Source organism: Paenibacillus sp. YAE3, from assembly GCF_057546105.1.
In genome coordinates this window covers 243201-268730 of sequence record NZ_BAAIYF010000004.1, presented here as the reverse complement: position 1 = coordinate 268730, position 25530 = coordinate 243201, and the positions used below count along the sequence as shown (strand labels likewise).

Sequence of the window (25530 nt, the reverse complement as noted above, 5' to 3'; positions counted from 1 at the left end):
CCTCCGTTTTTGGATTGGATTGTTCCTAGTTTTGCTCCATCTGCTCGATTTGGCTGGCGATGTCCAGGAAACGGCCTTGCGCAAGCAGGCCCGATCCGATGATGACGCCATCCTGTTCGAAAGCAGAATAGGCGATGCGGAACGTGCCGCGCAGCGGCTCCCATACGTATTCGCTCATGCATTTTTCGGCGATGAACGCCCTGACTTCCGGATAACGCTCGACAAGCTTGCCGGTGAGGATGACCGTATCCGGATTGTACATGCAGGCGACGTTGCCGATCGTGACCGCGATAAAAGCCATCGCCCGGTCCACAATGTCCGCGGCCCACCTCTCTCCGTCCCGCCTTGCCTGAAACAGCTCATCCAAGGATGCGACCGGCTTGACTCGGGACGCCTGTTCGATGAGCGCGGCTTCGGCGATATAAGTCTGCAAACATCCTTTTTTGCCGCAATCGCATCGCAGGCCGCCCGGGTCGACGACGGTATGGCCGACCTCTCCCGCGCTGTTGGACTCGCCCCGGTAAATGTCGCCGTCGATGATCAGCGAGGAACCGACGCCGCTGCCGAAACCGATCAACACTGAACGTTTCGACCCTTTGGCCGCCCCGTACATATGCTCCGCGAGCGACTTGACCTTCAGTTCGTTGTCCACCGCCACCGCAAGTCCGGTACGCGCCTTCAGCAGCCCGGCGATGTCGGCCTGCTTCCAGCCCAGCTGGGCCGACAGCACAGCCTTTCCTCCGGCATGATCGATGATCCCCGGCAGCCCTACGCCGATGCCGACGATTCTCCGGCGGTCCAGGCGCTCATCGTCGATCAAGGCGTTGATCCCTGCCGCGATGCTGCCCAGCGTCGCTTCGGAGCTCTCCTCTGCGTTTCTGGCGATGCTTTTGCCCCCGATCACGCTCCCGTCCAAATCGACGGCGCCCATCCGGATGACCGTTTTGTCGATTTCCACGCCGACCGATAACACCGACTTCGGGTTGACCTTCAGCAAAATCGCTTTGCGGCCGACGCTCGTCGTCTCCTGCTCGATTTCGTGCATGAAATCGAGGTGATCCAGTTCGGCGACGATCCGGCTGACCGTTGTCGGGCTCATGCCCGTCAATCGGGCGATCTCAGCCCGCGACAAGGGCGAATGGTTTTTGATGATTTCGAATACGGTCGTCCTGTTTTTTCTTTTGATAAAATCCTGGTCATGCTTTTGCATGGACGGACTGCTCCTTACCTTAATTAATTTCTCCAGTGGTGTTATTAATTGAACTTTAAAAGGTTTGCCTAGAGCTGTCAATCCTTTTTACACAAACTAGTTCTTGAAAATTTTCATGAAAAATAGAATAATTACAGTTAGTATTTTCATGGATAGAATCCTACAGAAAGGTTGTTTATACAGCATGAATCCATCCAAAACGAAACCCGAAAAACCGAAAGAGCCGTTTCCGGTTTCGATCCTGTCCCTGACGGTAGGCGCCTTCGCGATCGGCATGACCGAGTTCGTCATCATGGGCATCCTGCCGAACGTTGCCGAAGATTTGAACGTCAGCATCTCCACCGCCGGGCAGCTGATCACCAGCTATGCCCTCGGCGTCGCCATCGGAGCGCCGATTATGACGATCCTTACCCACCGGCTGCCGCAAAAGCTGCTGCTGTGCCTGCTGATGCTGGTATTTATCCTTGGCAACGGCATCGCGGTCATCGCCCCGAATTATGATGTGCTTATGGGAGCACGGATGATCAGCGCGCTTTGCCACGGCACGTTTTTCGGGGTCGGCGCCGTCATTGCGGCCAATCTCGTTAAACCGCATAAACGGGCCGGCGCCGTCTCGATCATGATGGCGGGACTCACCATCGCGAACATTATCGGCGTACCTGTCGGTACCTTTATCGGCCAGCATTTGGGATGGCGGGCTTCGTTTGCCGCCATTGCGCTGATGGGCGTGATCGCGCTGATCGGCATCGTCGCTTTTATCCCGCGCATCCGCCAGGATCAGGCAGCCAGCCTGACCAAGCAGTTCAAAGCCCTCGCCCAGCCGAAGCTGCTCGTCATGCTGCTGGCCTGCGCGGTCGGCAACTCCAGCCTGTTTGCGGTGTTCACGTACATCGCCCCATTGCTGGAGCAGGTTACCGGGTATCATGAGCGCAGCGTGACCTGGATTCTCGTCCTGTTCGGCATCGGCGTGACCGTCGGGAACATCGTCGGCGGGAAGCTGGCGGACTGGAAGCTGATGCCGGCGGTATTCGGAATTTTCTTCAGCCTGTGCGTGCTGCTGACCATCTTCACGTTTACGGTCCACAGTCCGGTCGGCGCCGTCATCACCATTTTCCTGTGGGGAGCCGCCGCGTTTGCGGTTATGCCGGGCATTCAGGTCAAAATCATGAACCTGGCGCAGGAGGCCCCGGCGTTAGCCTCCACCTCCAACCACTCGGCAGGCAATCTGGGCAACGCGTTTGGCGCTTTTTGCGGCGGATTGGTCATCAATCATATGGGATTGACTGCCTTACCTTGGGTCGGCGCGGTCATGGTCGGGTTCGCGTTTGTGATCGCCCTGGCCGTTTACCTGTCGGAACGCAAGCAGCACATGCCGCTATCGGTGCATACCTCCGGCAAACACATGTAACGAAAAAAGTTGCCCCTCCGTGAACACAAACGGAAAACGGGCAACTTTTTTTTTCGCCTTACCCTTTGACCGAACCGATCATGACGCCTTTTTCGAAATATTTTTGCAGGAACGGGTATAACACGAGGATCGGCAGCGACGACACGATTATGACGCCGTATTTGATCTGGTCCGCGTAACGCTGCGCATAACCGCCGGCAGCCCCGCCCGTGCCCGCCCCGTTTTGGAACGCCTGGTTGGACAGCAAAATGTCCCTCAGGACGATTTGCAGCGGCTGCAGGTTGTTGTCCCGGATGTAGACGAGCGCGGTAAAAAAATCGTTCCAATGCCCGACCAAATAATACAGCGCAATGACGGAAATCATCGCTTTCGAAAGCGGCAGCGCCACCTTCACGAAATATTTGAAATGCGAGCAGCCGTCCATCATCGCGGCTTCGTACAGCTCCGGCGGCAGCGAGCTTTCAAAAAACGTCCTGGCGATGATCAAATAAAAAACGTTGACGCAAAACGGCACAATGAACACCCAAACCGTATTCGTGATATGCAGATCCTTCATGAGCAGATAGGTCGGGATCAGCCCGCCGTTAAAAAACATCGTCACGACGAACAGAAACATGATCACCCGCCTTGCCTTGAATTCCCTCCGCGACAAGACGTAAGCGGCCGGCATCGTAAACACCATATTGACGAGCGTGCCGAACAGCGTGTAAAAAACGGTATTTCGGTATCCGGTCCAGATGCGGCTGTCCTGAAAAATTTCCTTGTATCCGAACAAGCTCAACCCTTTCGGAAACAGCAGCACTTTGCCGGTCGCCACCAGCGTGGAATCGCTGAACGACGCAATCACGATGAAATAAAGCGGATAAGCGATGACCAGAAAAATAAGCGTGCATACCACGAAGAGGGCCATCCTGAAAAGAAGCTCCTTGCCGTCCATGTTTTTAAGCGCCATCATGGATATTCCTCCCTTTTAGGCGAATCCGTGTCATTAGTACAAGCTCGTATTGGACACTTTTTTCGAAATGGCGTTGACGCCGAACAAAAAGATAAAATTAATGACGGTATTAAACAGGCCGATGGCCGAAGCGTAGCTGAACTGGTTGGAAATGATCCCGATTTTGTACACGTAGGTGGAAATCACTTCGGAAACGGGCAGGTTGAGCGAATTTTGCATCAAAAATGTCTTCTCGAACCCGGTGCCCAAAATGCTGCCCATGCTGAGAATGAACAAGATGACGATCGTCGGGACCAGCGCCGGCAAATCCACGTAGCGGATCATCTGCCACCGGCTGGCGCCGTCCATTTTGGCCGAGTCGTACAGCTGCGGATCGACGGTGGACAAAGCCGCCAAATAGATGATGCTGTTCCAGCCGCAATGCTGCCAGATATCGGACAACACGTACACAGGGATAAACGTATTCGTCGAGGCGATCAGGTTGATATGTCCAAGCCCCATCGCCTTCATCATATGGCCGACGACGCCGGTTTCCGGCGACAGCAGCACGTTCATCATGCCGACCAGAACGATGATCGAAATAAAATGAGGCAGGTAAACGACCGTCTGCATCACGTTTTTCATCCGCTTGCGCCGGATTTGGTTCAAAGTGAGCGCCAGGATAATCGGGGCGGGAAACCCGATCACGATCGTCGCCAGGCTGATCAAAAACGTATTCCGCATCAAATCCACGAACAAATAGCTGTCGATAAACTGCTTGAAGTAGTGCAGCCCCCGCCATTCGCCGCCGGTAAGCCCTTTCGAAAAATCGTAATCGCGAAACGCGAGCTGAATGCCGTACATCGGAATATAGTTGAAAATAAAAATGACGGCGATGGCGGGCAAAATCATGATCCACAGCTGGTAATCGCGTTTGAGCGTCTGCAGTCCTCCCCGGTTGCGCATCGGAGCATCCCCTTTCTTCTTGCGGGGACCTCCGTGCCGCCGCACATAAGGAGTGCGGATGCACGAAGGTTCTCACCGCTCAGACTTTTATTGGTTTTGCTTGTATTCGTCGTAATACTTCTGCATGATTTCAAGGTTTTGCTTCAGTCCGGCTTTTTCGCTTTCCTTGACGTAGGTGTCCCACTCGGCTTCGACGCCGCCTTTCGTGACCCATTTCGCAAAGCTGGTGTTGGCAAGATTCATGACGTTCGTATTGTTTAACGCCATCGTGTTGTTGTCCGCCGTCGAATATTTCATGAACGTACTTGGCAGCACATCGTTGTCGACGTCGATTTGGATCGCTTCAATCGGCTTGGACTGTCCGATAACCTCCTGCATGTCCTTGCCCAGCGTCAGCTTGAGCGAGTCCGGAATATAAAAAGCGCCGTTGTCCGCCATGGTCGACGTCCATTTCCACGTGCCGGGGTCCATGTTCGGATCGGCCGGCGGCAGCACGGCGTAAGAGCCGTCCCCGTTATCCTTGATGTTCGGACCGATCGACCCGAAGAGCACCTGCATGCCGACCTCCGGCGCATACAATTCGTTGATGAACCGCATGGCCGCTTCTTTGTTTTTCGATGTGGCCGACATGACGATATGATTGACGCCGTAGTTCAACGAATTGTAATCATAGCTCCACGAAATCTCGCTGTCCGGCGCAGCTTTCGGCGGCGTTATCGACGTATACTGCGGCGCAAGCTTTTCGCCGAACCGGTCCGACGCCACCCACCCGAGCGTAAAGCCGACCTTCGCGGTATCCCCGTCTCCGCGGGCGACCGATTGATATTTCGTGTAATCATGCGTGAACACTTCCGGATTGATGAGGCCGGCTTTGTAAAGCTTGTTCAGAAACATGACAAGCTCTTTGTAACGATCGTCGGTCAGGAAGTTTTTGACCTTGCCGTCTTCGACGAAGTAACCTTGCGGGCTGCCGTCGGTCAGGGTCATGCCGGTACCGCCGAGCAAATATGCCGCGTTGAAATATCCGCCGATGCCTCCCGGCCAATCCATCGGAATTTCGTCGTTCGGGTCGCCGTTGCCGTTGGCGTCCTTCTCCTTGAATGCGACAAGCACGTCGTACAGCTCATCCCAAGTGGTCGGAACCTTCAGACCGAGATTGTCGAGCCATTTTTGATTAATGTAGAGGCGGGACGCGGAGCTTGGCCAGAACCGCTGGTATTTCGGCAAACCGTAAATTTTGCCGTCCGGTTGCGTTGCAATCCGCTTCGTGTCCGGTTTCTCTTCGAACATTTTTTGAACGTTGGGCGCCTGATCCAGCATGCCGGACAAGTCCTGGAACAATCCCTGGAACTGGGCGAAATCGGCGTCCGTGATGACGTTTGGTCCGACAAACAAATCGGGCACGTCCCCGCTTGCGAGCATCGTTCCTTTCTTTTGCCCCCAATCCGCTGTTATTTCCTGCCATTCGATATCGACGCCGGCTTTTTCCTCGACCTTCTGCAGCCACTCCATCTCCGCCAGCGGCTTCGTTAAAGCATGTTTCGTCATGATCGCCGTCAACTTTACCTTCTTGCCGCTGCCCGCAGGATCGGTCGATGCACCATCCTCGGCATTGCCGCCTCCCCCCGAACCGCTGCAGGCCGTCATGACGACGGACGTTGCCAAGAGAACCGACGTGAAACCGATTACTTTTTTTCGCATGCCAAATCGCATCATTTTGCCCCCTCATAAAAGAATAATTCGAAGATGTTCATCTCATCCGGATGGGATGTCCGCGAAGGACGCGTCCGTCCCTTGCCACCACTTTAATCGCCGGCGCGAACGGCCGTAAACGAACAGTTTTCAAACCATGCGCATTTATTGAAAAGCTTGAAAACCGGCAGCCGTCAAACCTTGCGGGAGCGGCATTTTCCGGCAGATTCAATTTTTGAATATGTTCAAAAAACGGCACCGGCATGGGAAGGACGAACCGCGCTTGAAGGCGCCGCGCCCGCTTGCTCTTCATCCCGGAAAAGACGCAAAAAGGCCGAGTTCAGGGGCTGGCTTATTGCCCCGAATCGACCTTCAATGTTTCCTGTAGCCGCGCCGTATGGATGCCCCTTCACACCGCCTTATGCGTTTCCCGGTATTGTCCCGGCGTCGTACCCACGATTTTTTTGAACGAACGTATAAAACTCGACGTATTGGAGAATCCCGTCTTGCGCGATATTTCATCCAGCGTCTGATCCGTCTCGCGCAGCAGCCGCACCGATTGCTGAATGCGCTGCAAGTCGATATATTCCTTGAAGTTCTGACCGAAAGTCTTTTTGAAATAATGGCTGAAATTCGAGGGCGACATCTGAAAATAGTCGGCGATCAGCTGCAGCGAGAAATCAGGCTCCATCCCCTTTCGCTCGATAAAACAGACGATTTCGTCCCGCGAAACTTTGCGGGAGGACGGCAGCGTGCTTTGGATCATGTCGCACAGCTTGCCGCAGCTCTCCCTGACGATGCCCGCCATTTGTTCGAACGTATAACGGTGCCGAAATGCCGCATCCGTCAGCCGGAGCAGGTTGGCATCATCATGGCTGAACCGGTGCAAGCCGTTCAGGATGACGCTGACCGTGTTCAAATAGACGCTCCGCACGACATGCGGCGGCGCCCCTTCGCTGCCCATGCCGGCCACCAACCGCTCCACGATGGATTGAACCGAAGCGGCGTCGTTTTTTAATATCGACAGCTCCAACGATTGCAGCAGTTCGGCGAAGTAAGATACCGTTCCTGCCTTCGGGGCTTCCATCTCGCCGAAAAAAAGCACCTGGCGTTCGCGGCGGAAGCGCAATTGCTCGGATGCGCGCACCGCCTGCAAATACGATACGTGAACCGCTTCGACCGATTCGAGCTTGCCCGGTATGCCGGCCCCGATAAACACGCGGCCCCCGGTTTCGGCCTCCAGCTCTTTCCGCACGTCATCAAGAAATGCTTTGATCGCAAAATCAGGCGCAAAGGAACCGATAAAGACCATTTCCTGATTGTAAATGCTTTTAAAAAAATAACATTGAAGTCCCTTCTCCGGCCGCTTTTCGATCTGCCGGAGCAGGTTCGCCGCCCCTGCGAACGCCTGCCCGCCGGCATCCGATCCTTCCGCCGTACCGCCTGCTTCAATGGACAAAACCGCAACAGCCATGGCCGGATGCGGAAAGGCGATGCCGTAAGCCTCCGCTTCGAGGCAAAACGTCTCCCAATCGGGCGCCCGGCCGCTGACGAGCTCGAACAGCAGATTTTCCCGGATGATCGGAATCGTCTGCTTCACTTTTGCATCCAGCGTATGATTCGCCGATGCAAGCTCGCCAAGCGCATAGCGGATCGTTTCGATTTCGCCGAGCGGCTTGCGGTCGGCAGGCTCGAAAATATGTACCGCCAAATCGACGAGCCTTTTGATCGGATGGTAATTTTTGCGGATCGAAATATAAATCACCAGCCATTCGAGGAGCAGCATGAGCCCGATCAAAATCACCGTGTTGCGCTGAATCGTCCGAATGCCGTGCAGCGTATCGGTAACCGGCAGCATGCTTACATAATGCCAGCCGTTGGTTCCCGACAACGTATGCGACACGATGTAAGATTTGCCGTTCACCCGGTAAATGCCGCCTCCTTCCGAACCCTCCTTCAGTTCCGGCATGAGGCGGCGAACCCCCTCCGTTGCGGCGTCATCCGTTTTCTCCGAAGCCAGCAGCTGGCGGCCCTGCTCGTCAAAGATAAAAAATCGGCCCGTATATTTCTCGGAAAGGGATTGAATCATGCGTATCACCGTGTCTTCGCGGACCATGATCAGCACCGCGCCCGGCGGATCGTATCCGCCGACCGGCAAAGGGAAAGCAAAAGTCAACATGCGGACGCGGTTGCTGCCCGGGATGATGACGTCCTCGACCGGACGGACCATCGGCGCTTTCAAATGCTGCAGCGTCTCGAACATTTCCCGGCGCGGCCAGGTTTCGTAATAATATCCGATGCCCGGCTTATCGAAATCCTCTTCCTTGTAAGCGCTTCCTGTTTTGGCGAACAAATAACCGCTGCTTTCGATGTACAGCAAGGTATTGTCGATCAGACCGTCCGTGGCGTTATATTTGCGCATTTCATTCGCAATCAGGACCCGGCCGTAGTCGCTGTTGTCGTACATTTTGATTTCGCGGTTTTGCACGAGTTCGGAAGGCAAGCGGTAAACATATCGCATCAAGGTATCCATCGAAGTCATCAATTGTTCCGTAATATGGGTATTCCAATCCGTATCCTGCTGCTTCACGACTTCGGTTGAATGCGGATAATAATAAACGAGGATGATGGAGACAGGGAATAAAAGAACGAGAAGATAAGAGGCAAGAAATTGAGTCAACAGACGATTCCGTTTTTTTCTCAATGGACAACCACCTTTCTTTTACCGGGCGTGTGAAGCGGCAAGGATGGTCATTTTCTCATCGTTAATGGATATTATACCAACTCGCGCGAAAAAATGGTACGTACAACTTATGTTGAAAATTCAGTTGTATTTACAGTCATTTCCTGCCGGGCACGCTCTTGCTTTGGCGAAAGGCGGCATTGCACATTTAATTTTATGGGCTTGGGAACCCGCTTCTTTTTCAGCACCTCTTTTTCCGTACATGACGTACTTATGAGCCCCCCAATGGAACAGGCAAACCGCCGGCTAAAAACCGTATCCCTTCTTTCGGGAGGCCGCATACCATCATTTTCTTAAGCAAAAAACGACCGCATGAGACGGCGTGAATTTAAGCGCTTTAACTTTTGCTACTTGTCGCTTCCCTCCGCCAGTGAAACCGGCTGGTTTTGACGTTCGATTCCACGATTCCCCTGAACTGCGCCCGATCCTGTTCCGTCGCAAAACCATCCTTCGGCACGATTAACGTCCGGCTCGACGACAGCAGAATCAAAAACAAATTCCGGGATTCGCGCACCTCATAAATATCGCTCCAGCGGACCTTGGCCGATTCCGATTCGGATGCGTATCGAAAGCCCGACTCCGAAAACATGAACGTATGGCGCTGCCGCATCAACCGGTCGCTGAAAAACGCTTTTACGGATTTCCGGCGAATGCTCCACCCGTACGCGAACCATAAAATGACGCTGAGCAAAACATCCAGCAGGAACGCGATCATAAACTCCATGCCGGTCCGGCTCTCGTCGACCAAGAGGACAATCCCGATGACCATCAGAAAAAACACGACAGCCAGCATCAACCTGGACGTCCTCGTAAAAAAGAGGTTCACCTCCTGCACGTCCTTCAACTCCAGCGCGGCTTCAACGATGATTTCATGATTCAAGCGGTCCTCCTCCTTTGGATCAAACTTCCCCTTACTCCTAAAACAACGCAAACGTTGCGAGGTTAGGGCCGGTCACGCGGAAGCCCAAAGTTTAGGCCGGGAGGCCGGGGCAAACCCGTAGAGTTTCCATAAAACCTTCGGATTTGCCTCCGTTTCCTTGCCTGTTTAATGCGGAACCTGGGAGCTGAAGTCGTCCCGGCTCGATTTGTCCGCATGGTAAAAGAGAATATCGCCGTCTTTCAGCGCAAAGCGATGGCCGTAAGCATCCTGGATGCTCCGGTTAAAACCTTCAAGCTGCCACTGGTTCATCAGCGGGGCATGAATGTATTGCAGATGGGGATTTTTCAAATTCCCCTGCTGGATCGATTCAATGTTGAAGTTCACGATGATATACCCGTTTTTGAGAAAAATAGGAGACTTGCTGTCCAGCCCGCCGTGCGTGCGCCCGTATTCGGCCACGTTCAATCCCGCTTCCACCACGAAGGGTTCGGCCGGCAGGGAGTATTCCCCGTACCATTTTTGCACGGAAACATGGGCGCGTTCCGGATCGACGGACGCCGGGATGTTTCCTTGCAGCCTGAGAAACGTCCGGAGCTGTTCCGGCAAAATGAGCAGGCTGTAGCTGCCGACAGGCGTTTTTTGCTTCGTAAAGGACTGGATATAGTTTTGGATATATTCGTTTTTGCCCATGCTGCCGGCTTGTCCGTAATGCCCGTATTTGTAGTCGGCGGTATCGCGGAGCTCCGTGGCCGGTACGTTGCGCAGCCGGTCGTTCAGGATGACGTAACGCTTGACCTGGTCCTGCGCCGAGCCGATTTTGACGAAGTTGTTTTTGCTGGTGTTGTAATAAAGGTCTACCGGAATGCGGGTGTCGCCTTTGGCGTTGACGGCTTTGCCGTCCTTCCGGACGAAATAAAAGCTGGGCGTGATCCGGATGCCGTCAAGCGGCCCGAACATGTTGCCTTTGGTTTTGAAATCGAATTTGAAATGGTAGCCGGTTTTGACCGATACGTTTTTGTAACCTTGCAGCGGATGGCTTCCCGGCCTTATCGGCAGCGTATACACCGCTTTATTGCCGCGGGGCTCCCCGTCGATCAGGTTTTGGCCGACCCAGTAGGACACCCCGGTTGGATTCGCGCTGCCGGATTGGGTGCGGAATACCTTTTCCCAGTTATAATCGGCGATATCGGTCACATGGAAATCATACAGCCTGCCGATCACGTCCACCGGGATGACGTCCGTGGCCGCATGATGGGCCAAATTCAGGTTGGCGTGCGATTCGGAGGTATAGTCCGGAGGAGCGTTTTCCGCGATGGTGCGGAACTGGATGTCGTAAAAGCCTTCGTCCACCCACACCGGCAAAAAAAACGTCTCCGCCGTTTGCATGACCGGAATCGAAACCCAGGTGTTTTTCGGAATAAACCGGCTTTTATCGGCGGTATACACATCAAACGGAAACTTGACCTGCTTGTCCCGGATGTATTTGGCGTAGTCCCGGTTGCCGTATCCTGGAATGTTGCGGTGCTGTCCGCCGGTCGGCATGTAAATCGTAAACGGCCGGTCCAATATGGTCGCGTTGCGGCCGGCGGCCGGATTCGTTTTTTGGTTATGCGCCCGATCATCCGTCGTGGAGGCGTAAATGACGACCGGCGTATGCACCGTCACCGGGTTGATGCCCGGGATCGGGAAGGATCGGTTCGAACCCCCGTTGATGCTGCCGTCCATCAGGTTGTAAAAGATTTCGCCAGTGCTGGGCTGGCTGTTTTTGTTCGTTTTCGTTTTGCTGATCACATGTCCCGGACTGTACAAAACGTTGTCGTTAATCATCGTCGGCTCCGGAATCCGGCTTGGCGTCGGGCCGTTTTCCTGGGTGCGCGCGCCGCTGATGATCGTCTGGCCTTTGAACACCAAAGAATCGTTCTGGACCTCTACCTTCTTCACCGCCTGCTCCGCCATGCCCTGAAAAGCGCCTTGCTCGTTCGGCACGCTAGGTTTCGTTTTGCCTCCTGACTTGGTTTCCGAGGGAGCGGTCAGCGTCCCGGGCGGGTCCGGCGGGAAGTAGTTCCCGTCCTGGGTGGCCGCATATTCCGGCGGATGATAGCCGGCCGGCTGAATCGTCACCGTATCCCAGGCGTAGTTGGTCAGCGTGGCCCGATCGATATCATAAACTTCGAGATTGTCGATTTTCCAAAAAGAATACGGGCGCTGAATCGTGTAGGTGTACTCCCTGTCTTCGGTTTCGCGCTGCGGGTCGGGTTCTTCATGGCTGCCTTTGCCGTCGGGGTTCGGCACTGTTTTGCCCGGGTCCCATTCCAGGATGTACGTCTTTTTCACCTTGACCTCAAACGTGCAGACGCCTTTCATCTGAGTGAAGGCATGTTGGTATAAATACTCCTTCGCTTTCACGTTCCCGTACAAGCTCTCGGAGGTCGGAATCCCCTGCAGCACGTCGAACTTCTCGCTCCCCCTGCTGTCGGCTTTAATGACCGCGGACACGTTCGGGTCCATCGTTTTGCCATTCACCGTCTGGGCAGGAGCAGGCTTGGTGCATGTAGGTTCCGCCGGTGGCTTAGGTTCAGGTTCGCAGGATTGGCCGGGAGGGCAGCCGTTGTCGGTGCCGTCCTTCTTTTTGTAATACATAAACAGCGTGTACTTTTCAAAGGTGCCGTCGTAAGTAAAGGAATACGGATTCCCCGGCGTGATATTGCCGCTTGGCGAAGCGTCCGTCGTTGATTTTTTAAATCCAACGTATTCGTAATCCGGATGCGTTGGCGGCGTGAAGGAATAATCCTTCCCTACGACCATCTCTTCATCGATCCGCGGCGTAAAAACGTTTAGCGGCTTCGCGTCGGTCGTGAAGTATTTGACGTTGAGTTGGGAGGCGAGTTCGATTTTGAAGAGCATGGGGACAAAAATCCGGTATGCTCTGACTTCAGGAGCACATGTGGGGCATTGCTCGTTTTTTACATCTCTTGGATTGGCAGCATCAAGAAGCATATTTACTGTGATCGGGATGGTCGTCGTATCCGTTCCAATTCCCTGTTTGCTGAATGGTCTTATGTCTGCATCTGTTGTACCGATGCTTACTGCGTCTCCATAATCCGAGTATGAATCCGATCTAGATTCTTGAAAATAAACTTCCGGATCGGCAGGATATTTATAAATCCGTGCTTCAACATTCTTTATCTTCCGGTTAGGAAACTGAAATTTGTAGGTGAAGGTCGCCTCGCCTCGCATTCCTTTGTTCGGCTGTCGTCCTCCATCCGTCCAAGATCCATCCGTGCTCCTCCACATTTCGTAATACATCATGCCGACGAAATATCGATAATTGCTTTCTTTATGGTATCCGAGCGGAGTAATTTCGGTCGCCGCGTACGCTTCCTGTACTTGAAATGGAGAAAGGGGCATCTGCAAAAAGAGCAGCAGCCCAATTAAAGATATGGCAGTAATTCGCTTCAGTATTCGTCCCACGGCCATTACTTTCCTTTCCATGGGCTAATCATCATAGGAATATAATCTGGAGAGCCAAAGCGAAACCCAATATATTCGATGTCCTTTATCGTAAGTCGTTTATCATCAACGATACCGTCAAGGTCTTCGTCGGCGCTAGACCATATTTTATAAAAGCTGTATTTAGTACCATCACCGTTATTGATTGTTAAAGAGTCAATCGGATTTCGATAACGAATGTCGTTTTTATTGGTTAAATAAAATAAATTACCAGCTCCAGATGTAGTTTTTGCTCTTACTTTGAGATACGGTACCTTTGTTTTAGGATCAGTGTAAGGTTCAATGCTGTAAATATCCCGTACTAACGATGTCGGAAGATCTGTAATTTTAAAAATTAATGTACTTTTATAAGGTTGATCCTCTAAATTCTTCAGCAGGTACTGCTTCTTGGTAAACCACTTCCTATACGGCTCTATACTCACCGGCTTCAACCCTAACTCCTCCAGCGTCGGGGCCTTCTTCTCCCCAATCCACACCCATCTTCCGATCTTGTCCCACTCCACCGGCTGCCCCAGTCCCTCGCTCACCAGGCGCAGCGGAACGAACGTCCGGTTTTGCTTCAGCTCGATTTTGGTGCCGTAGGATTTATCCTGTCCGTCCACTTTGGCCACCTTTTGCCCGACCGTCATCTGGACGTTATGTTTTTCGTTATTCACCGACACGGTCATTTGGCCGTTTACCTTTTCCCAGCCTACCTCGGCTCCCAAAGCTTCGGACACGAAGCGGATCGGGACCATGACGCTCCCCTGCGCATCCTGATAAGGTTTCGCGTCCGGAAACTGAATCTTTTTGGCGTTTAACAACACTTCAATATTGCCCGTCGATGAAGCTGCGGCAGTCGCGGAACCGTTCGCAAACAAACCGCCGGATAACAACAAAGCTCCTGCCAAACATAATGGCGCGATTTTTTTCATCCATTACACTCCCTATCAATCACATTTTTCTTGTCCAACAACCGTCTCCGTTATCAATCTACTTTGATCTTGTCTTATCCTACGGGACTGCTTGCCCACGTGAATGATCTGGAGCACACCCCCTCAAAAGCTATGTAATTGGTCATGCTAGACTTATGAGCGATCCGTCCTAAATCATAGGACAATTGCATTATACTACAAGATTCTTGAAATATTTGTCATAAATAGTCGAAAATCTCGGGAATGAGCCTGAATATGGATTTTTTTGCAATGGCTTGAACTTGCGAATTTGCTTTTGTCCGTATCACATATCATCCCCGCGCGTGAATATACTTGATTAATAATGGCTTATTCGTTAACCGAGTACGCGCATATGGGAGGTGCTGAACAATGCCATCTGACGATCATTCGCTGTTTGTCGTATCCAAGGAGGACTGGTCGCTGCACCGCAAAGGATACCAGGATCAAGTCCGGCATCAGGAAAAAGTGAAGGAAATGATTAAACAGAACCTGCCCGATCTCATTACGGAAGAAAGCATTATCATGTCGGACGGTAAACAGATTATCAAGGTGCCCATCCGGAGTCTGGACGAATACCGTTTTATTTATAACTTCCAAAAGCAGAAGCATGTCGGCCAAGGAGACGGAGACAGCCAGGTAGGGGATGTGCTGGGACGGGATCCGGCGCAAAAGCCCGGACAGGGCGAAAAAGCCGGAGACCAGCCGGGATACGATATCGTGGAAGCCGAGGTCAGCATGGAAGACCTGGAAAATATGCTGTTCGAGGAAATGGAACTCCCGTTCATGAAGCCGAAGGACCAGCAGGATGTGGAGACCGAATCAATCACCTTCAACGACATCCGCAAAAAAGGCATGCAATCCAACATCGACAAAAAGCGGACCATTCTCGAAAATTTGCGCCGCAACGCCACGTCCGGAACGCCGGGCATCCACCATATCAGTCCGGACGATCTGCGGTACAAAACATGGGAGGAAGTCGTGGTGCCCCACTCCAGCGCCGTCATCATCGCCATGATGGACACTTCAGGCTCTATGGGCTCCTTCGAAAAATATTGCGCGCGCAGCTTCTTTTTCTGGATGACCCGTTTTCTGCGGCGGCAGTACGAAAAGGTGGATATCGTGTTTGTGGCGCATCATACGGAAGCGAAGGAAGTTTCCGAGGAGGATTTTTTCACAAGGGGGGAAAGCGGCGGCACCATTTGCTCGTCCGCGTACCAAAAAGCGCTTGAAATCATCGACCGGCGTTACCCGCCGTCCAAGTACAACATTTATCCGTTCCATTTTTCCGACGGCGACAACCTGACCTCCGACAACGAACGCTGCGTGCGCTTGATCGGGGAGCTGCTCAAAGTCAGCAACATGTTCGGTTACGGCGAAGTCAACCAATACAATCGCAGCAGCACGCTGATGTCGGCATACCGCAATATTAAACTGGATCAGTTCATGTATTATGTCATCAAGGAAAAAGGCGAGGTGTACCAGGCGCTGCGGACGTTTTTCCGCAAACAGGAGGCCGCGCTGAACTGAAAGTTAAGACGACGGGTGGATCATAAATAAAGACGCTGCCGGCATGCAGGCATTGCAGCCGGGCAACGTCTTTTTTGGTTACGATAAACTACGACAGAAATGCCCCGTGTCCCTTCCCGTCGGCATCGGCCCGCAACCGGTCCCGGACATCCATCAGAGCAAATCCGAGCAGGTTGTTTCCTTGCCACAACAGCGGATTTTCGATCCGCTCGTCATCGGCTGCAAGCCCGACTCCCCAGATGCGGTCGACGGGACTCGCCTCCACCAGCACCCGCGTTCCGGTACCAAGCAAAAACTGCCCTAATTCCTCGTTTTGGGAAAATTTCGCCAGGTTGCCGCGTACGACGATGCGATAACCTTCCTCATCCCATACTTTCGGATCGAAACCTCTCACCTTCCGGCCCAAGTCTTTTGCCTGCTTCGGGTGTTTGGCCGCCAAAATGCGCTCCAGCATCTCTTCGTCCCCAAAAAGCCTTGCCTTCCCGGCCATCATATAATGTTCGGCGCTGGTGTACGAGACGCCGTCCTCGGTGAACCTGCAGGGCCACCACTGGCTGAAACAGCTTTTGGTAACGCTGCCGTCTGCTGCGGGCTGATGCCCCCAGAAAAAAACGTATTTCAGCTTCCGGCCTTTTTGGAATTGCTGTCTTATTTCTTGAATGGAATACATGTTACCTCCTACATCATTCAGCCGTGGTCGCCGGGTTAAACCCATTTCTCGCAAGCCGATTCAACGTTTGCGGCCGACACGAGCCCTTTTTGCAAGAGGGAATTCGGGACCAGCCGATTGTATTTCCGGATCTTCTGATTAATGGCTTCAAGCTCGGCTTCCATCTCCGCCACCGACGGCTTCCGGTCTGCGACCCGCTTCAAATCCGCGGCGATTTCCTTCCGGAGCTCGATCCAGGGCGGCTGAACATTGGCGTTTTTCAGGATGGACGTCAGCACGTCCCCTGCTTCGATTTTGATCGGTTTTCCTTTGCCGGGCAAATCGTTAAACCCGCCGTTTTTGGCGAATGCGTCGACAGCCGATTCGATCATGCCTTCCCGCGCGGATAGATGTTCATGCCTCTCATCGGTCGTGTGCTGCTGAACTTCCTGCGCCGCTTTCTTTTTACGGTCATTCCAGTCCAAAACGCGCCACCTCATTTCAAGAAAATGGATGAACCTCAAGAATTTAAAAATGATGCATTTTCAATTTTATTGTAGCACGGGGCGTGCGGCAGGCCGCCAAACCATATTTGAAAATTTTTCAAATTCTAAAAAGCCGGAGAACGGGATTCGAAAAAAATCCGATCCAAATCCAGCGTCTTTATAAATTCTTGATAATCGTCTTCTACAATGGGTCCAACACATACATGAAAGGAACGAATTTCCTATGAATAAATCATTTGCTTTCTCCGGTGCGGCCTTTAGCATCCTTGTGTTACTGCTGACGCTGCTTGCCAATCTATCGAAAATTACGGCCTTGGTTGCCATCAGCCAGCTCGCGCCCCTGATTACCGTCATGCTGCTGCTCATCGTCCTGCCCGGACGAAAGGAAGCCCTGAAGCTGCTCGGCATCACCAAAATCGGCGGGTTGAAATGGTACGCGGCTGCACTGCTGTCGATCGTTCCGATTACGGTCGGTTTTCTCGGCGCTTGGGCCTTCGGCATCGTGGACCTGCCTTCCGCCGAATTTCTCGCCAAAGGCGCGGCCCATTTTACCGTTCCCCAATACGTAGGGTATATCACGCGGAACTCCTGGGCGCCGGTCATGCTGATCATGATGTTCATTTTTTCCTTCGGGGAGGAAATCGGCTGGCGCGGGTATTTGCAGCCCAGACTGACCCAAGCGTTCGGCATCAAAAAATCGATCCTGATCACCGCAGCCGTGTGGACCTGCTTCCATTATCCTTTTATCTGAACGGCTATAACGAGGACGGGAACGTCTGGATCAATTTGTTGCTGTTTACTGTCATGATTTTTCCTTTGTCGGTTTTTATGGGTTGGGTTCGCTGGCGGAGCCAAAGCGTATGGCCGGCCGTCGTCATTCACATGATCATCAATTTGTCGCGCAGCTGGCTGGAGCAGTTGTTTTTCGTAAAATCCGCGGGCTGGTCTTACGTCGCCGGAGAAAGCGGGATCGTGACCATCGTAGTTTGGGCCGTCGCTGCCATATGGATTTGGAAGAAGCTGCTTGTGGAAACCAAGCCGAACCCAGGCTCGCATAATTAAATCGCACATCCGCTGCAATCAATGTACTGGGGGACTTTTCAGGCGGAACCGTGCTTCAATTTTTGGAACAAAAAATGCCGACTCCGGTTGGAATCGGCTCTCTATATATTAGGCTTCCAAGTTAAACAACTTGCAAAGCGATATCTGAAAATCCTTGAAGATGTTCGACCGTACGTCATCCTGCAGCATATTGACATGAACCGTGCAACGCTTAGAGAATGGTCAAATCAAATTCACATCCAGGACAATCGTCCATCGTTGCATTATTAAATCGCACATCCGCTGCATACAATGTACTGGAGGATTTTCAAGGAGAACCGCCCCCGGCGCTAATCGCAGCATCCATCCCGTAAAGCTGTAACATCATGATTTTAACCCGTTCGGCGCTTACCGGCGTTCTTCTGGACACTGGGAAGGAGCTACTTACTCATGAGCGATGAAATCAAACAACTCGAATATGCCATCCGCGAAATCATGGAAATTGCCGACGGTTTTGGCCTGGATTATTATCCGATGCGTTACGAAATCTGCCCGGCAGACATTATTTATACCTTCGGCGCCTACGGCATGCCGACCCGATTCTCGCACTGGAGCTTCGGCAAAACCTTCAACAAAATGAAGATGCAATACGACTTCGGGCTCAGCAAAATTTACGAGCTGGTCATCAACTCCAACCCCTGCTACGCGTTTTTGCTCGACGGCAATTCCCTGATCCAAAACAAGCTGATCGTCGCGCACGTCCTCGCCCACTGCGATTTTTTCAAAAACAATTACCGCTTCTCCGCTTCCAACCGCAACATGGTGGAGAGCATGTCGGCCACGGCCGAACGGATCAGCCGCTACGAAATGGAATACGGCACCGAAGCCGTTGAAAATTTCATCGACGCCGTCCTGAGCATCCAGGAGCATGTCGATCCGCAGCTCATCAAACCGCAGCATTTCGATAAGCAGCAATACATGGAATACAAAATCAAAGAACAAAAAGAATCGGCCAAACGCGAGCCGAAAACCAGCGAATACGACGATCTGTGGAGCCTGGATGAGCCCAGAAACAAAGAAAAAGGCGAACCAGGCCCGCGCCGTTTCCCGCCCGAACCGGAAAAAGACATCATGTGGTTCATCCAGGAGTTTTCCGAAGTGCTGGAGGACTGGCAGCGGGACATCATGAGCATGCTGCGCGAGGAAATGCTGTATTTTTGGCCGCAAATCGAAACGAAAATCATGAACGAAGGCTGGGCTTCGTATTGGCATCAGCGCATCATCCGGGAGCTGGACCTCGCGAGCGAGGAAACGATCGAATTCGCCAAACTGAATGCCTCCGTCGTGCAGCCGTCGCGCAACAGCCTGAACCCGTATTATTTGGGGCTGAAAATTTTCGAGGATATCGAGCGGCGCTGGGATCACCCGACCCGGGAAGAGCAGGAGCTTGCCGGACGCAAACCCGGGCAGGGGCGCCAAAAAATATTCGAGGTACGCGAGTACGATTCCGATATTTCCTTTATCCGCAACTATTTGACGAAAGAACTGACCGATGATTTGGATTTATACGTATTCGAGAAAAAAGGCCCGGAATGGAAAATTACCGACAAAGCCTGGGAACGCGTCCGCGACCAGCTCGTCGTCTCCAGGGTCAACGGCGGCAACCCGTACCTGGTCGTGTCCGACGGGGATTACATGCGGAACGGGGAAATGGTCATCCGGCATGAATACGAAGGCACCGAACTCGACCTGAAATACATGGAACGCACGATGCCCTACGTGTATCAGCTGTGGGGACGCACGGTGCATCTCGAGACGGTGATCGAAGATAAAAAAGTGATGTTTTCGTACGACGGCAAAAAGCTGCACCGCAAGTTTGTGTGATGTTTGGGTTTTAAGGCCAAGAAAAAGCCAAAGGTACGAAGAAAAAAAGTGGTCTTGCCCGGTAAGAAGCCGGCGCAAGGCCATTTTTGCAATGAGGCGGAGTACGCGAGAGAGAAAAGGCGAGGCCTCGTCGACTTAGAGCCTCTTGCAGCCCTCATAAACAAGCAACGGCAATAAGCAACCTTGGCTTCGGTCTACACCGGAAGCGAGGTTGCTTATTTTTTGTCCGTCCCACGTTCCGCTTATTTCTCCATCGCCTTATACCCGATCCCGTATACCGTTTGCAACAAATAATGGGCGTCCCCAAGCTTTTTGCGCAGGCGCTGAATATGGATGTCCACGGTGCGCGTACCGCCGAAATACGCCATCCCCCATACGAGATCGAGCAAATCCTCGCGGGTATATACACGTCCGGCATGGGACACCAAAAGCGCCAGCAGGTCGAATTCTTTCGGCGTCAAATCCATCGGTTCGCCGTTCATCTCCGCCGTTCGCCGGACCGTATCGACTTTTAAGCCTTCGAGGCGGTATACCTCCGAGTCGGGCGAAGACGTCCCGTCGCTTCCTTTGTCCAGCCGGCGGACGATCGATTTGGCACGGGCGACGAGCTCGCGGATATCGAACGGTTTGCTCATGAAATCGTCTGCGCCAAGCTCGAGTCCGAGCACTTTGTCGACGATATCGTTTTTCACCGTCAGCAATAGGATGCCAAGCCCTTTCTCATGTTCCAGCCTCCTGCAAACCTCGTAGCCGTTCAGTTTGGGCATCATGACGTCCAGGACGATCAGATCGGGGCGGAACGAAGCGGCCTTTTGCAGGGCCTCCTCCCCATCCGCCGCCGTTGCGACCTCAAACCCTTCGCGTTTCAATGCATATACGATAGCGCTGCGGATGCTTTCCTCGTCGTCTGCAACCAGCACTTTTTTTTGATTCATCAGTCAGCCCTCCCGCTGCCTGCAGCAGCCGTTTTTCCGGTTGTACCTATTATAATGAATGGTGTCCGGATGTGGAAATTTTGCATCAAAAAAGAACATGCTCCCGAGCCTAAACTGTACCGCTTGTAAAGGACATTCTTAAAAAAGCCCAGGCAGATTGAAGAAGATGATCTCTGTATTGAGAACAGGGGTCATCTTTTTTTAAATTCCATTGATATCTATAGTGGTTGTAATAGGTCATGTAGGACTTGATCTCCTGTTTTAACTCGTTCAAAGTCAAACAAGATTTAATGGAGGCCTGATCTTTAAAATGGCCAAAAAAGGATTCCTGAGGGGCGTTATCCCAGCAGTTTCCCCGCCTGGACATGGATTGTTTCAATTTCATTTTCTTAACCATTTTTTGAAAATCCGGATGTGTATAATGAGATCCCTGATCAGAATGAATGAAGGCACCATCGGCCTTTTTAAAGCTTCTGTTTTTCTTAAGCTTAAGAAGGGTATCTGTCGCAAGGTCCATTGTGATCCGGTCTGATACATGATAGGCCAGAATTTCATTGGTTGAACTGTCCTTGATTGTTGGTAAATAGGCTTTCTTACTTGAACCGTAGAATAGATAGGTGATATCCGTCAGCAATACCTTACCAGGAACATTCTGCTTAAATTCCCGATTCAGCAGGTTAGGAACGACCCGGTGCTCATGAGTAGCTTTCATCATTCTCTTATAGGGATTTGCCTTCCTGAAAGGGCACAAAATGCCGTATTTTTTCATGATCCGCCAATTCCCCCTCCCCATCGTTTTGCTTATAAACAAAAGTACCCTACCGAGAGACTTTTTTAAAGTGTCTTCTCGATAGGGTACAGTTTAATATGGATCCGGCTTTCGTTAAAATTTAAAAGTGCGCTTCATTGCCCCGTGCTTGAAAGAGGTAATCACATATCGCTCACCATTATTCAGCACCTTGTAAGACACAATATAGCGGTCAACCATGCAGTAGAAAATATTACGGTATTCCCGAGATGGCATGGTCGTTCCCATCCTAATCACTTTATCTTCTACGCGTCGAATGAGATTAATCTTGTATTCCACCGTTTCTTGTTCTGTGTAATGATCGCTCTTGATTTGATGGAGTCGGCGCACTGCCGTTTCGGTCCACTGAACAATCAATTACACTTCACCACGCTTTACCGCTTCAATCAAATCATCTGTCGAGTAAAGTTTTCCTTGGTGAATGTCCTTTTCAGAAGCTTCGATCATTTGTCTAATCTCAGGGTCGGAATCTAAATCATCTACCGGATTGTACACTTCATATTCCATGCCATCAATCCGAATAAATTCTTTGCGGTCTTTATGATACGATTCAATCACCGTACCGTCAGGAGCTCTTAGACTAAAATTCATCCTTGCAACCTCCTTCGAAGATATCGCTAGCCTGCTAAGCATAACTCTCATAGCTGAATTATAGCATATATTCAACCTGCAGCTCATTAGTAAATAACTGTCGCTTGAGCGTCAATTACATTTGCGGTATTGGATTTAGCACCTCAACCTCTTCACGTTTGGTCTCCAAATGTTCCAGCCATAGCTCCACCAACTGTCTGCCGTTAATTAAGTCAATATTTAATCCTTCAGCGTAGATACGAGCATTAGATGTAAAATCACTTGTCGTCACCACATAACCCCCTACCGCACCTTGCTTAACCATCTGGGAATGGATAATCGCGATTGGTCCAAATCCAACCAGATTCATATCGTTGTAACATTTCACTTGCCCCAGGTACAATCCGTTTTCAGTTTGTTCTTCAATATCGACACCAAAATCTCCTGAACTCTTAGTAACGTAAGTGTTACCACCTCGAACGGTTGTCAAGATATCAGCAACAAAATGTTCAAACATTAACGGATCATTGTCTTTCTCCTGCTCCAACTCCCGCTTGAAACGATTATACAAACCAATACGAAGGGTCTCCTTCATATCTTCGTGTGACGAGAACGCATCGAGCGCATTGCTGTGATAATTCTCTAACATGCGTTTTTGATTGTAATACAGATACAGTATATAACAAATGGCTATTATCGATAAACTGAACAGCACCGTCATTTAGCATCACTCCCTTATATCCATCCTTACCAACCGACAGGCATTTCAATCAGCCGCTTTGCTGCAAGCAGATAACCAACATCAGAAATGGAGGAATGGAAATGTTTTCTTTAGATTTAAAGGAGCTATTGCTGAAATTACAGAGTTCGCAACTGGACTCGGACTTGATTTCTATCCCAATGCGGAACGAGATTTACCCGTCCGATATCATCTATACCTTTAGAGCATACGGCATGCCCACAAAATGGAGCTTCGGCAAAGCCTTTAACAAAATGAAACTGTAATATGCTTTCGGGCTTTGCAAAATTTATGAGCTCGTCAATAACTCCCGATCCATGTTATGCATTTGCCCGGATGTGGAAATTTTGCATCAAAAAAGAACATGCTCCCGAGCCCTCCTCGAGGCATGTTCTTCCTTCTTCCTTCCCGGCATTATGCATCCTTCGCTTTCCCCGTCGATTCGCGGACGATCAAGCTGGACGGTTCCGTCAAGACCGGCGGCGGATCTCCGGGATGTTTGATCATGGCAATCAGCGCTTCGATCGATTTGACGCCGATGGCATGAATATTTTGGTTGATGGTCGTCAGCCTGGGTTTAAACAGCTCCGCTTCGAAAATATTATCGAAACCGACGACGGAAATATCGCCGGGAACGGATAACCCCCGCGCTTCGACCGCCCGGATCGCCCCAAAGGCCGCCATGTCGGAGGTGCAGATGACCGCCGTCGGAGGCTGGGCCAGATCCAACAGCATATTCATTCCGCGGATGCCGCTGTCGTAGGAATAGTCGCCGTCCGCGACATAATCGGCCCGATAGGGAAGCGAAAAAACCTCCAGCCCTTCCCGGTATCCCGCCAAACGCAATTCGTTGACGTCCTGGCCGGAAACGCCCGCCAAATAAGCGATCCGGCGATGTCCCAGCTCGAACAGATGGCGGACCGCCATCCGGATGCCGTTCCGGTTGTCCGTCGTAATATTGCCCGCCCGGAGACCGGTGGCGTCCGTGTCCACGAACATCGTCGGAATGCCGGACTGGATCAGTTCCTGGATGCTGCGGTGGTCCTTTTCCACGCCGAAGACGACAACCCCGTCCAAATTCCGGCTTTGGCAATGGTCGATGAAGGAATAGTCCGGATCGTTCAGCCGCGCGGACAAACGCATCAAATCATACCCGCTATGTTCCAGCGCCGTTTTGATTCCTTCCAGCAGCATCGATACGTACGGGTTCGTAAAAGGAACGTGAATGAGGACCCCGACGGTCCAGGATCTGCCGGTGACGAGGCCTCTCGCAATGACATTGGGACGGTAACGAAGCCGCGCAATCGCATGTTTCACTTTTTTTCTCGTTTTTTCGCTGACATCCGGGTAATGGTTTATTACTTTGGATACGGTTGCAACCGATACCCCTGCTTCCTTAGCCACATCATGGATCGAAGCCATTCAATCACCCCAAACGACGGATTGCCGAAACGCTTTTAATGTATCGTCTGCCTCATCCTCATGATGCCATACTCTATTATACTAGAATGGTGGAGCGAATATACGATTTATTTTGCAGGAAAATGGAAGATTAAACAATCCGTTCCAGGTCAGCTTTGGCTTCGTTTCTGGATTTCCGCCAGATCCTGCGTCAGCTTTTCGATCACGTTCACAAACGATGCCAGTTCTTGCGAGCTGCTCGCCTGTTCCCTGGCATGAACCGTCGTTTTTTCCGTTTCCGCCTGGACGCGGCTCAGCCGTTCCATAATGCCCGATACCTTGTCCTGGATCTGCTCGAGCGCTTCCCGCGAATGCGCCGCCAGCTTGCGCACCTCGCCCGCGACCACCGCGAAACCTCTGCCCATGTCCCCGGCGTGCGCGGCTTCGATCGCGGCATTGAGCCCCAGCAAATGCGTCTGGTCGGAGATCGCTTTGATCAAGGCGCCCATGCTTTCGATCTGCTGCACGTCCTCGTGCAGCTCGTCCATCAGCGCGTGAGCCGTCTCCTGGGAATCGGCCGTTACCTGCGCGGTCACCGCGATCTGTCCGGCGCTTTCGTTCAGCTCCGCAATCATGCCGGTGAGCTGCTGCACGACTTCGGTCACCGCCTGCAGCACATGCTCTTTTTCGTCCGCCAAATCTTTCAGCTTCTCTTTTTCTTTCATCTCGTACGCTTCAAGCACCAGCTGGGAGTCGAGATTGAACATTTTGCTGAGCGAAAACACGACCTTGGTCCACTGATCCGGCACGGCCTGCCGGAGCAAATCCGTCGCGATGTCCAGATAAGTCATATAACTGCCGAGATAATATTCGACGCCGAGCCCGACGCGGGAATGCACAAGGCCGATCGCGACCCGTCTCTCCAAATACGCATCGTCGATCCTGCCTTCGGCCAGCGACAGCCAGTACTTCCTTTGCGTTTCTTTTAATCTATCGGTGGTGGTGAATCTGCCGATGATCTCCATCAGCTCCGGCTCCGTCGCAATATGGGCGTAAAAACGGTTCACCACCTCTTCGACGACTTTCTCGAATACGGGACGGTGTTGCGCCAGAATTTCCATATCCTGCTCGGTCAACTTGATGTAATTCAGCTGCTGCTGCCGTTTCGGGGATATATTGATCATGGATCAGG

General features: G+C 51.9%; 21 protein-coding genes and 2 pseudogenes. 6 read left to right on the top strand and 17 right to left on the bottom strand.

Annotated features, from left to right (window positions below; genetic code table 11):
* Positions 1-25: 25 nt before the first annotated feature.
* Positions 26-1210: an ROK family transcriptional regulator gene (locus AC27KL_RS09880; RefSeq protein WP_339321875.1), complete on the bottom strand. Its 1185-nt coding sequence runs from the start codon at positions 1208-1210 to the stop codon at positions 26-28.
* Between the two features lie 184 nt (positions 1211-1394).
* On the opposite strand from AC27KL_RS09880, the gene AC27KL_RS09875 reads away from it, so the two are divergent.
* The gene (locus AC27KL_RS09875) at positions 1395-2618 is read left to right on the top strand and encodes an MFS transporter (RefSeq protein WP_339321876.1); all 1224 of its coding nucleotides are present in this window, start codon (positions 1395-1397) and stop codon (positions 2616-2618) included.
* 58 nt (positions 2619-2676) lie between these two features.
* Here AC27KL_RS09875 and AC27KL_RS09870 read toward each other — a convergent pair whose 3' ends face one another.
* The 7 genes from AC27KL_RS09870 to AC27KL_RS09840 all read right to left on the bottom strand — a co-directional run bounded on the left by AC27KL_RS09870 (position 2677) and on the right by AC27KL_RS09840 (position 14257).
* The gene (locus AC27KL_RS09870) at positions 2677-3570 is read right to left on the bottom strand and encodes a carbohydrate ABC transporter permease (protein WP_339325214.1); all 894 of its coding nucleotides are present in this window, start codon (positions 3568-3570) and stop codon (positions 2677-2679) included.
* A gap of 36 nt (positions 3571-3606) precedes the next feature.
* Positions 3607-4518: an ABC transporter permease gene (locus tag AC27KL_RS09865; protein WP_036711825.1), complete on the bottom strand. Its 912-nt coding sequence runs from the start codon at positions 4516-4518 to the stop codon at positions 3607-3609.
* A gap of 87 nt (positions 4519-4605) precedes the next feature.
* Positions 4606-6219 carry an ABC transporter substrate-binding protein gene (locus AC27KL_RS09860; protein ID WP_339321877.1) on the bottom strand — a complete coding sequence of 538 codons (1614 nt, stop codon included), beginning with the start codon at positions 6217-6219 and terminating at the stop codon, positions 4606-4608.
* A gap of 400 nt (positions 6220-6619) precedes the next feature.
* Positions 6620-8914, bottom strand: coding sequence for an AraC family transcriptional regulator (locus AC27KL_RS09855; RefSeq protein WP_487169552.1), 2295 nt, complete (start codon positions 8912-8914; stop codon positions 6620-6622).
* Positions 8915-9290: 376 nt separating this feature from the next.
* Positions 9291-9833, bottom strand: coding sequence for a YcxB family protein (locus AC27KL_RS09850; protein ID WP_487169551.1), 543 nt, complete (start codon positions 9831-9833; stop codon positions 9291-9293).
* A 165-nt stretch (positions 9834-9998) separates the two neighbouring features.
* Complete coding sequence (locus tag AC27KL_RS09845) at positions 9999-13325, bottom strand: DUF5704 domain-containing protein (protein WP_445164702.1); 3327 nt, start codon at positions 13323-13325, stop codon at positions 9999-10001.
* Positions 13310-14257 carry a copper amine oxidase N-terminal domain-containing protein gene (locus tag AC27KL_RS09840; RefSeq protein ID WP_339321881.1) on the bottom strand — a complete coding sequence of 316 codons (948 nt, stop codon included), beginning with the start codon at positions 14255-14257 and terminating at the stop codon, positions 13310-13312. Before AC27KL_RS09840 ends, AC27KL_RS09845 begins: the two co-directional genes overlap by 16 nt.
* Before the next feature lie 390 nt (positions 14258-14647).
* Here AC27KL_RS09840 and yhbH point away from each other — a divergent pair, with 390 nt between their 5' ends.
* Complete coding sequence (yhbH, locus tag AC27KL_RS09835) at positions 14648-15805, top strand: sporulation protein YhbH (RefSeq protein WP_339321882.1); 1158 nt, start codon at positions 14648-14650, stop codon at positions 15803-15805.
* An 88-nt stretch (positions 15806-15893) separates the two neighbouring features.
* On the opposite strand, the gene ybiA is transcribed toward yhbH, so the two are convergent.
* Both ybiA and AC27KL_RS09825 read right to left on the bottom strand, forming a co-directional pair.
* Positions 15894-16475, bottom strand: a complete 582-nt coding sequence (ybiA, locus tag AC27KL_RS09830; RefSeq protein WP_339321883.1) for a riboflavin biosynthesis intermediates N-glycosidase — start codon at positions 16473-16475, stop codon at positions 15894-15896.
* A 35-nt stretch (positions 16476-16510) separates the two neighbouring features.
* Complete coding sequence (locus AC27KL_RS09825) at positions 16511-16939, bottom strand: DnaJ family domain-containing protein (RefSeq protein ID WP_339321884.1); 429 nt, start codon at positions 16937-16939, stop codon at positions 16511-16513.
* A gap of 244 nt (positions 16940-17183) precedes the next feature.
* Between AC27KL_RS09825 and AC27KL_RS09820 the strand changes: the two genes are divergently transcribed.
* From AC27KL_RS09820 to AC27KL_RS09810, 3 genes are all read left to right on the top strand, one after another.
* Positions 17184-17711 (top strand): CPBP family intramembrane glutamic endopeptidase, encoded by a 528-nt coding sequence (locus AC27KL_RS09820; RefSeq protein WP_339321885.1) that lies wholly within the window; start codon positions 17184-17186, stop codon positions 17709-17711.
* 53 nt (positions 17712-17764) lie between these two features.
* A complete protein-coding gene (locus AC27KL_RS09815; protein WP_487169550.1) occupies positions 17765-18022 on the top strand; it encodes a CPBP family glutamic-type intramembrane protease in 258 nt (85 codons plus the stop codon).
* A gap of 429 nt (positions 18023-18451) precedes the next feature.
* On the top strand, positions 18452-19885 hold the full coding sequence (locus tag AC27KL_RS09810; RefSeq protein WP_339321888.1) for a SpoVR family protein: 1434 nt from the start codon (positions 18452-18454) through the stop codon (positions 19883-19885).
* A 242-nt stretch (positions 19886-20127) separates the two neighbouring features.
* On the opposite strand, the gene AC27KL_RS09805 is transcribed toward AC27KL_RS09810, so the two are convergent.
* The 5 genes and pseudogenes from AC27KL_RS09805 to AC27KL_RS09785 all read right to left on the bottom strand — a co-directional run bounded on the left by AC27KL_RS09805 (position 20128) and on the right by AC27KL_RS09785 (position 22919).
* Positions 20128-20820, bottom strand: coding sequence for a response regulator transcription factor (locus AC27KL_RS09805; protein ID WP_339321889.1), 693 nt, complete (start codon positions 20818-20820; stop codon positions 20128-20130).
* Between the two features lie 109 nt (positions 20821-20929).
* A pseudogene (locus AC27KL_RS09800) lies at positions 20930-21595 on the bottom strand (IS3 family transposase); the annotation flags it as partial.
* Positions 21596-21703: 108 nt separating this feature from the next.
* The gene (locus AC27KL_RS09795; protein WP_339321890.1) at positions 21704-21985 is read right to left on the bottom strand and encodes a type II toxin-antitoxin system RelE/ParE family toxin; all 282 of its coding nucleotides are present in this window, start codon (positions 21983-21985) and stop codon (positions 21704-21706) included.
* Complete coding sequence (locus AC27KL_RS09790) at positions 21986-22219, bottom strand: hypothetical protein (RefSeq protein ID WP_339321891.1); 234 nt, start codon at positions 22217-22219, stop codon at positions 21986-21988.
* Positions 22220-22334: 115 nt separating this feature from the next.
* On the bottom strand, positions 22335-22919 hold the full coding sequence (locus tag AC27KL_RS09785; protein WP_339321892.1) for a restriction endonuclease: 585 nt from the start codon (positions 22917-22919) through the stop codon (positions 22335-22337).
* Between the two features lie 127 nt (positions 22920-23046).
* Between AC27KL_RS09785 and AC27KL_RS09780 the strand changes: the two are divergent.
* Positions 23047-23267: pseudogene (locus tag AC27KL_RS09780) on the top strand (SpoVR family protein); the annotation flags it as partial.
* Between the two features lie 84 nt (positions 23268-23351).
* Here AC27KL_RS09780 and AC27KL_RS09775 read toward each other — a convergent pair.
* Positions 23352-24359, bottom strand: coding sequence for a LacI family DNA-binding transcriptional regulator (locus AC27KL_RS09775; RefSeq protein ID WP_036714951.1), 1008 nt, complete (start codon positions 24357-24359; stop codon positions 23352-23354).
* Between the two features lie 149 nt (positions 24360-24508).
* Complete coding sequence (locus AC27KL_RS09770) at positions 24509-25522, bottom strand: protoglobin domain-containing protein (protein ID WP_339321893.1); 1014 nt, start codon at positions 25520-25522, stop codon at positions 24509-24511.
* Positions 25523-25530: the final 8 nt, after the last annotated feature.

Coding starts and splice junctions, on each gene's coding strand:
- AC27KL_RS09840 (WP_339321881.1), bottom strand. CDS start 14,257: ATGAAAAAAATCGCGCCATTATGTTTGGCAGGAGCTTTGTTGTTATCC.
- AC27KL_RS09785 (WP_339321892.1), bottom strand. CDS start 22,919: ATGACGGTGCTGTTCAGTTTATCGATAATAGCCATTTGTTATATACTG.
- AC27KL_RS09880 (WP_339321875.1), bottom strand. CDS start 1,210: ATGCAAAAGCATGACCAGGATTTTATCAAAAGAAAAAACAGGACGACC.
- AC27KL_RS09870 (WP_339325214.1), bottom strand. CDS start 3,570: ATGGCGCTTAAAAACATGGACGGCAAGGAGCTTCTTTTCAGGATGGCC.
- AC27KL_RS09860 (WP_339321877.1), bottom strand. CDS start 6,219: ATGCGAAAAAAAGTAATCGGTTTCACGTCGGTTCTCTTGGCAACGTCC.
- AC27KL_RS09805 (WP_339321889.1), bottom strand. CDS start 20,820: ATGAATCAAAAAAAAGTGCTGGTTGCAGACGACGAGGAAAGCATCCGC.
- ybiA (WP_339321883.1), bottom strand. CDS start 16,475: ATGTATTCCATTCAAGAAATAAGACAGCAATTCCAAAAAGGCCGGAAG.
- AC27KL_RS09875 (WP_339321876.1), top strand. CDS start 1,395: ATGAATCCATCCAAAACGAAACCCGAAAAACCGAAAGAGCCGTTTCCG.
- AC27KL_RS09820 (WP_339321885.1), top strand. CDS start 17,184: ATGAATAAATCATTTGCTTTCTCCGGTGCGGCCTTTAGCATCCTTGTG.
- AC27KL_RS09775 (WP_036714951.1), bottom strand. CDS start 24,359: ATGGCTTCGATCCATGATGTGGCTAAGGAAGCAGGGGTATCGGTTGCA.
- yhbH (WP_339321882.1), top strand. CDS start 14,648: ATGCCATCTGACGATCATTCGCTGTTTGTCGTATCCAAGGAGGACTGG.
- AC27KL_RS09815 (WP_487169550.1), top strand. CDS start 17,765: ATGATTTTTCCTTTGTCGGTTTTTATGGGTTGGGTTCGCTGGCGGAGC.
- AC27KL_RS09865 (WP_036711825.1), bottom strand. CDS start 4,518: ATGCGCAACCGGGGAGGACTGCAGACGCTCAAACGCGATTACCAGCTG.
- AC27KL_RS09790 (WP_339321891.1), bottom strand. CDS start 22,219: ATGAATTTTAGTCTAAGAGCTCCTGACGGTACGGTGATTGAATCGTAT.
- AC27KL_RS09845 (WP_445164702.1), bottom strand. CDS start 13,325: ATGGAAAGGAAAGTAATGGCCGTGGGACGAATACTGAAGCGAATTACT.
- AC27KL_RS09810 (WP_339321888.1), top strand. CDS start 18,452: ATGAGCGATGAAATCAAACAACTCGAATATGCCATCCGCGAAATCATG.
- AC27KL_RS09770 (WP_339321893.1), bottom strand. CDS start 25,522: ATGATCAATATATCCCCGAAACGGCAGCAGCAGCTGAATTACATCAAG.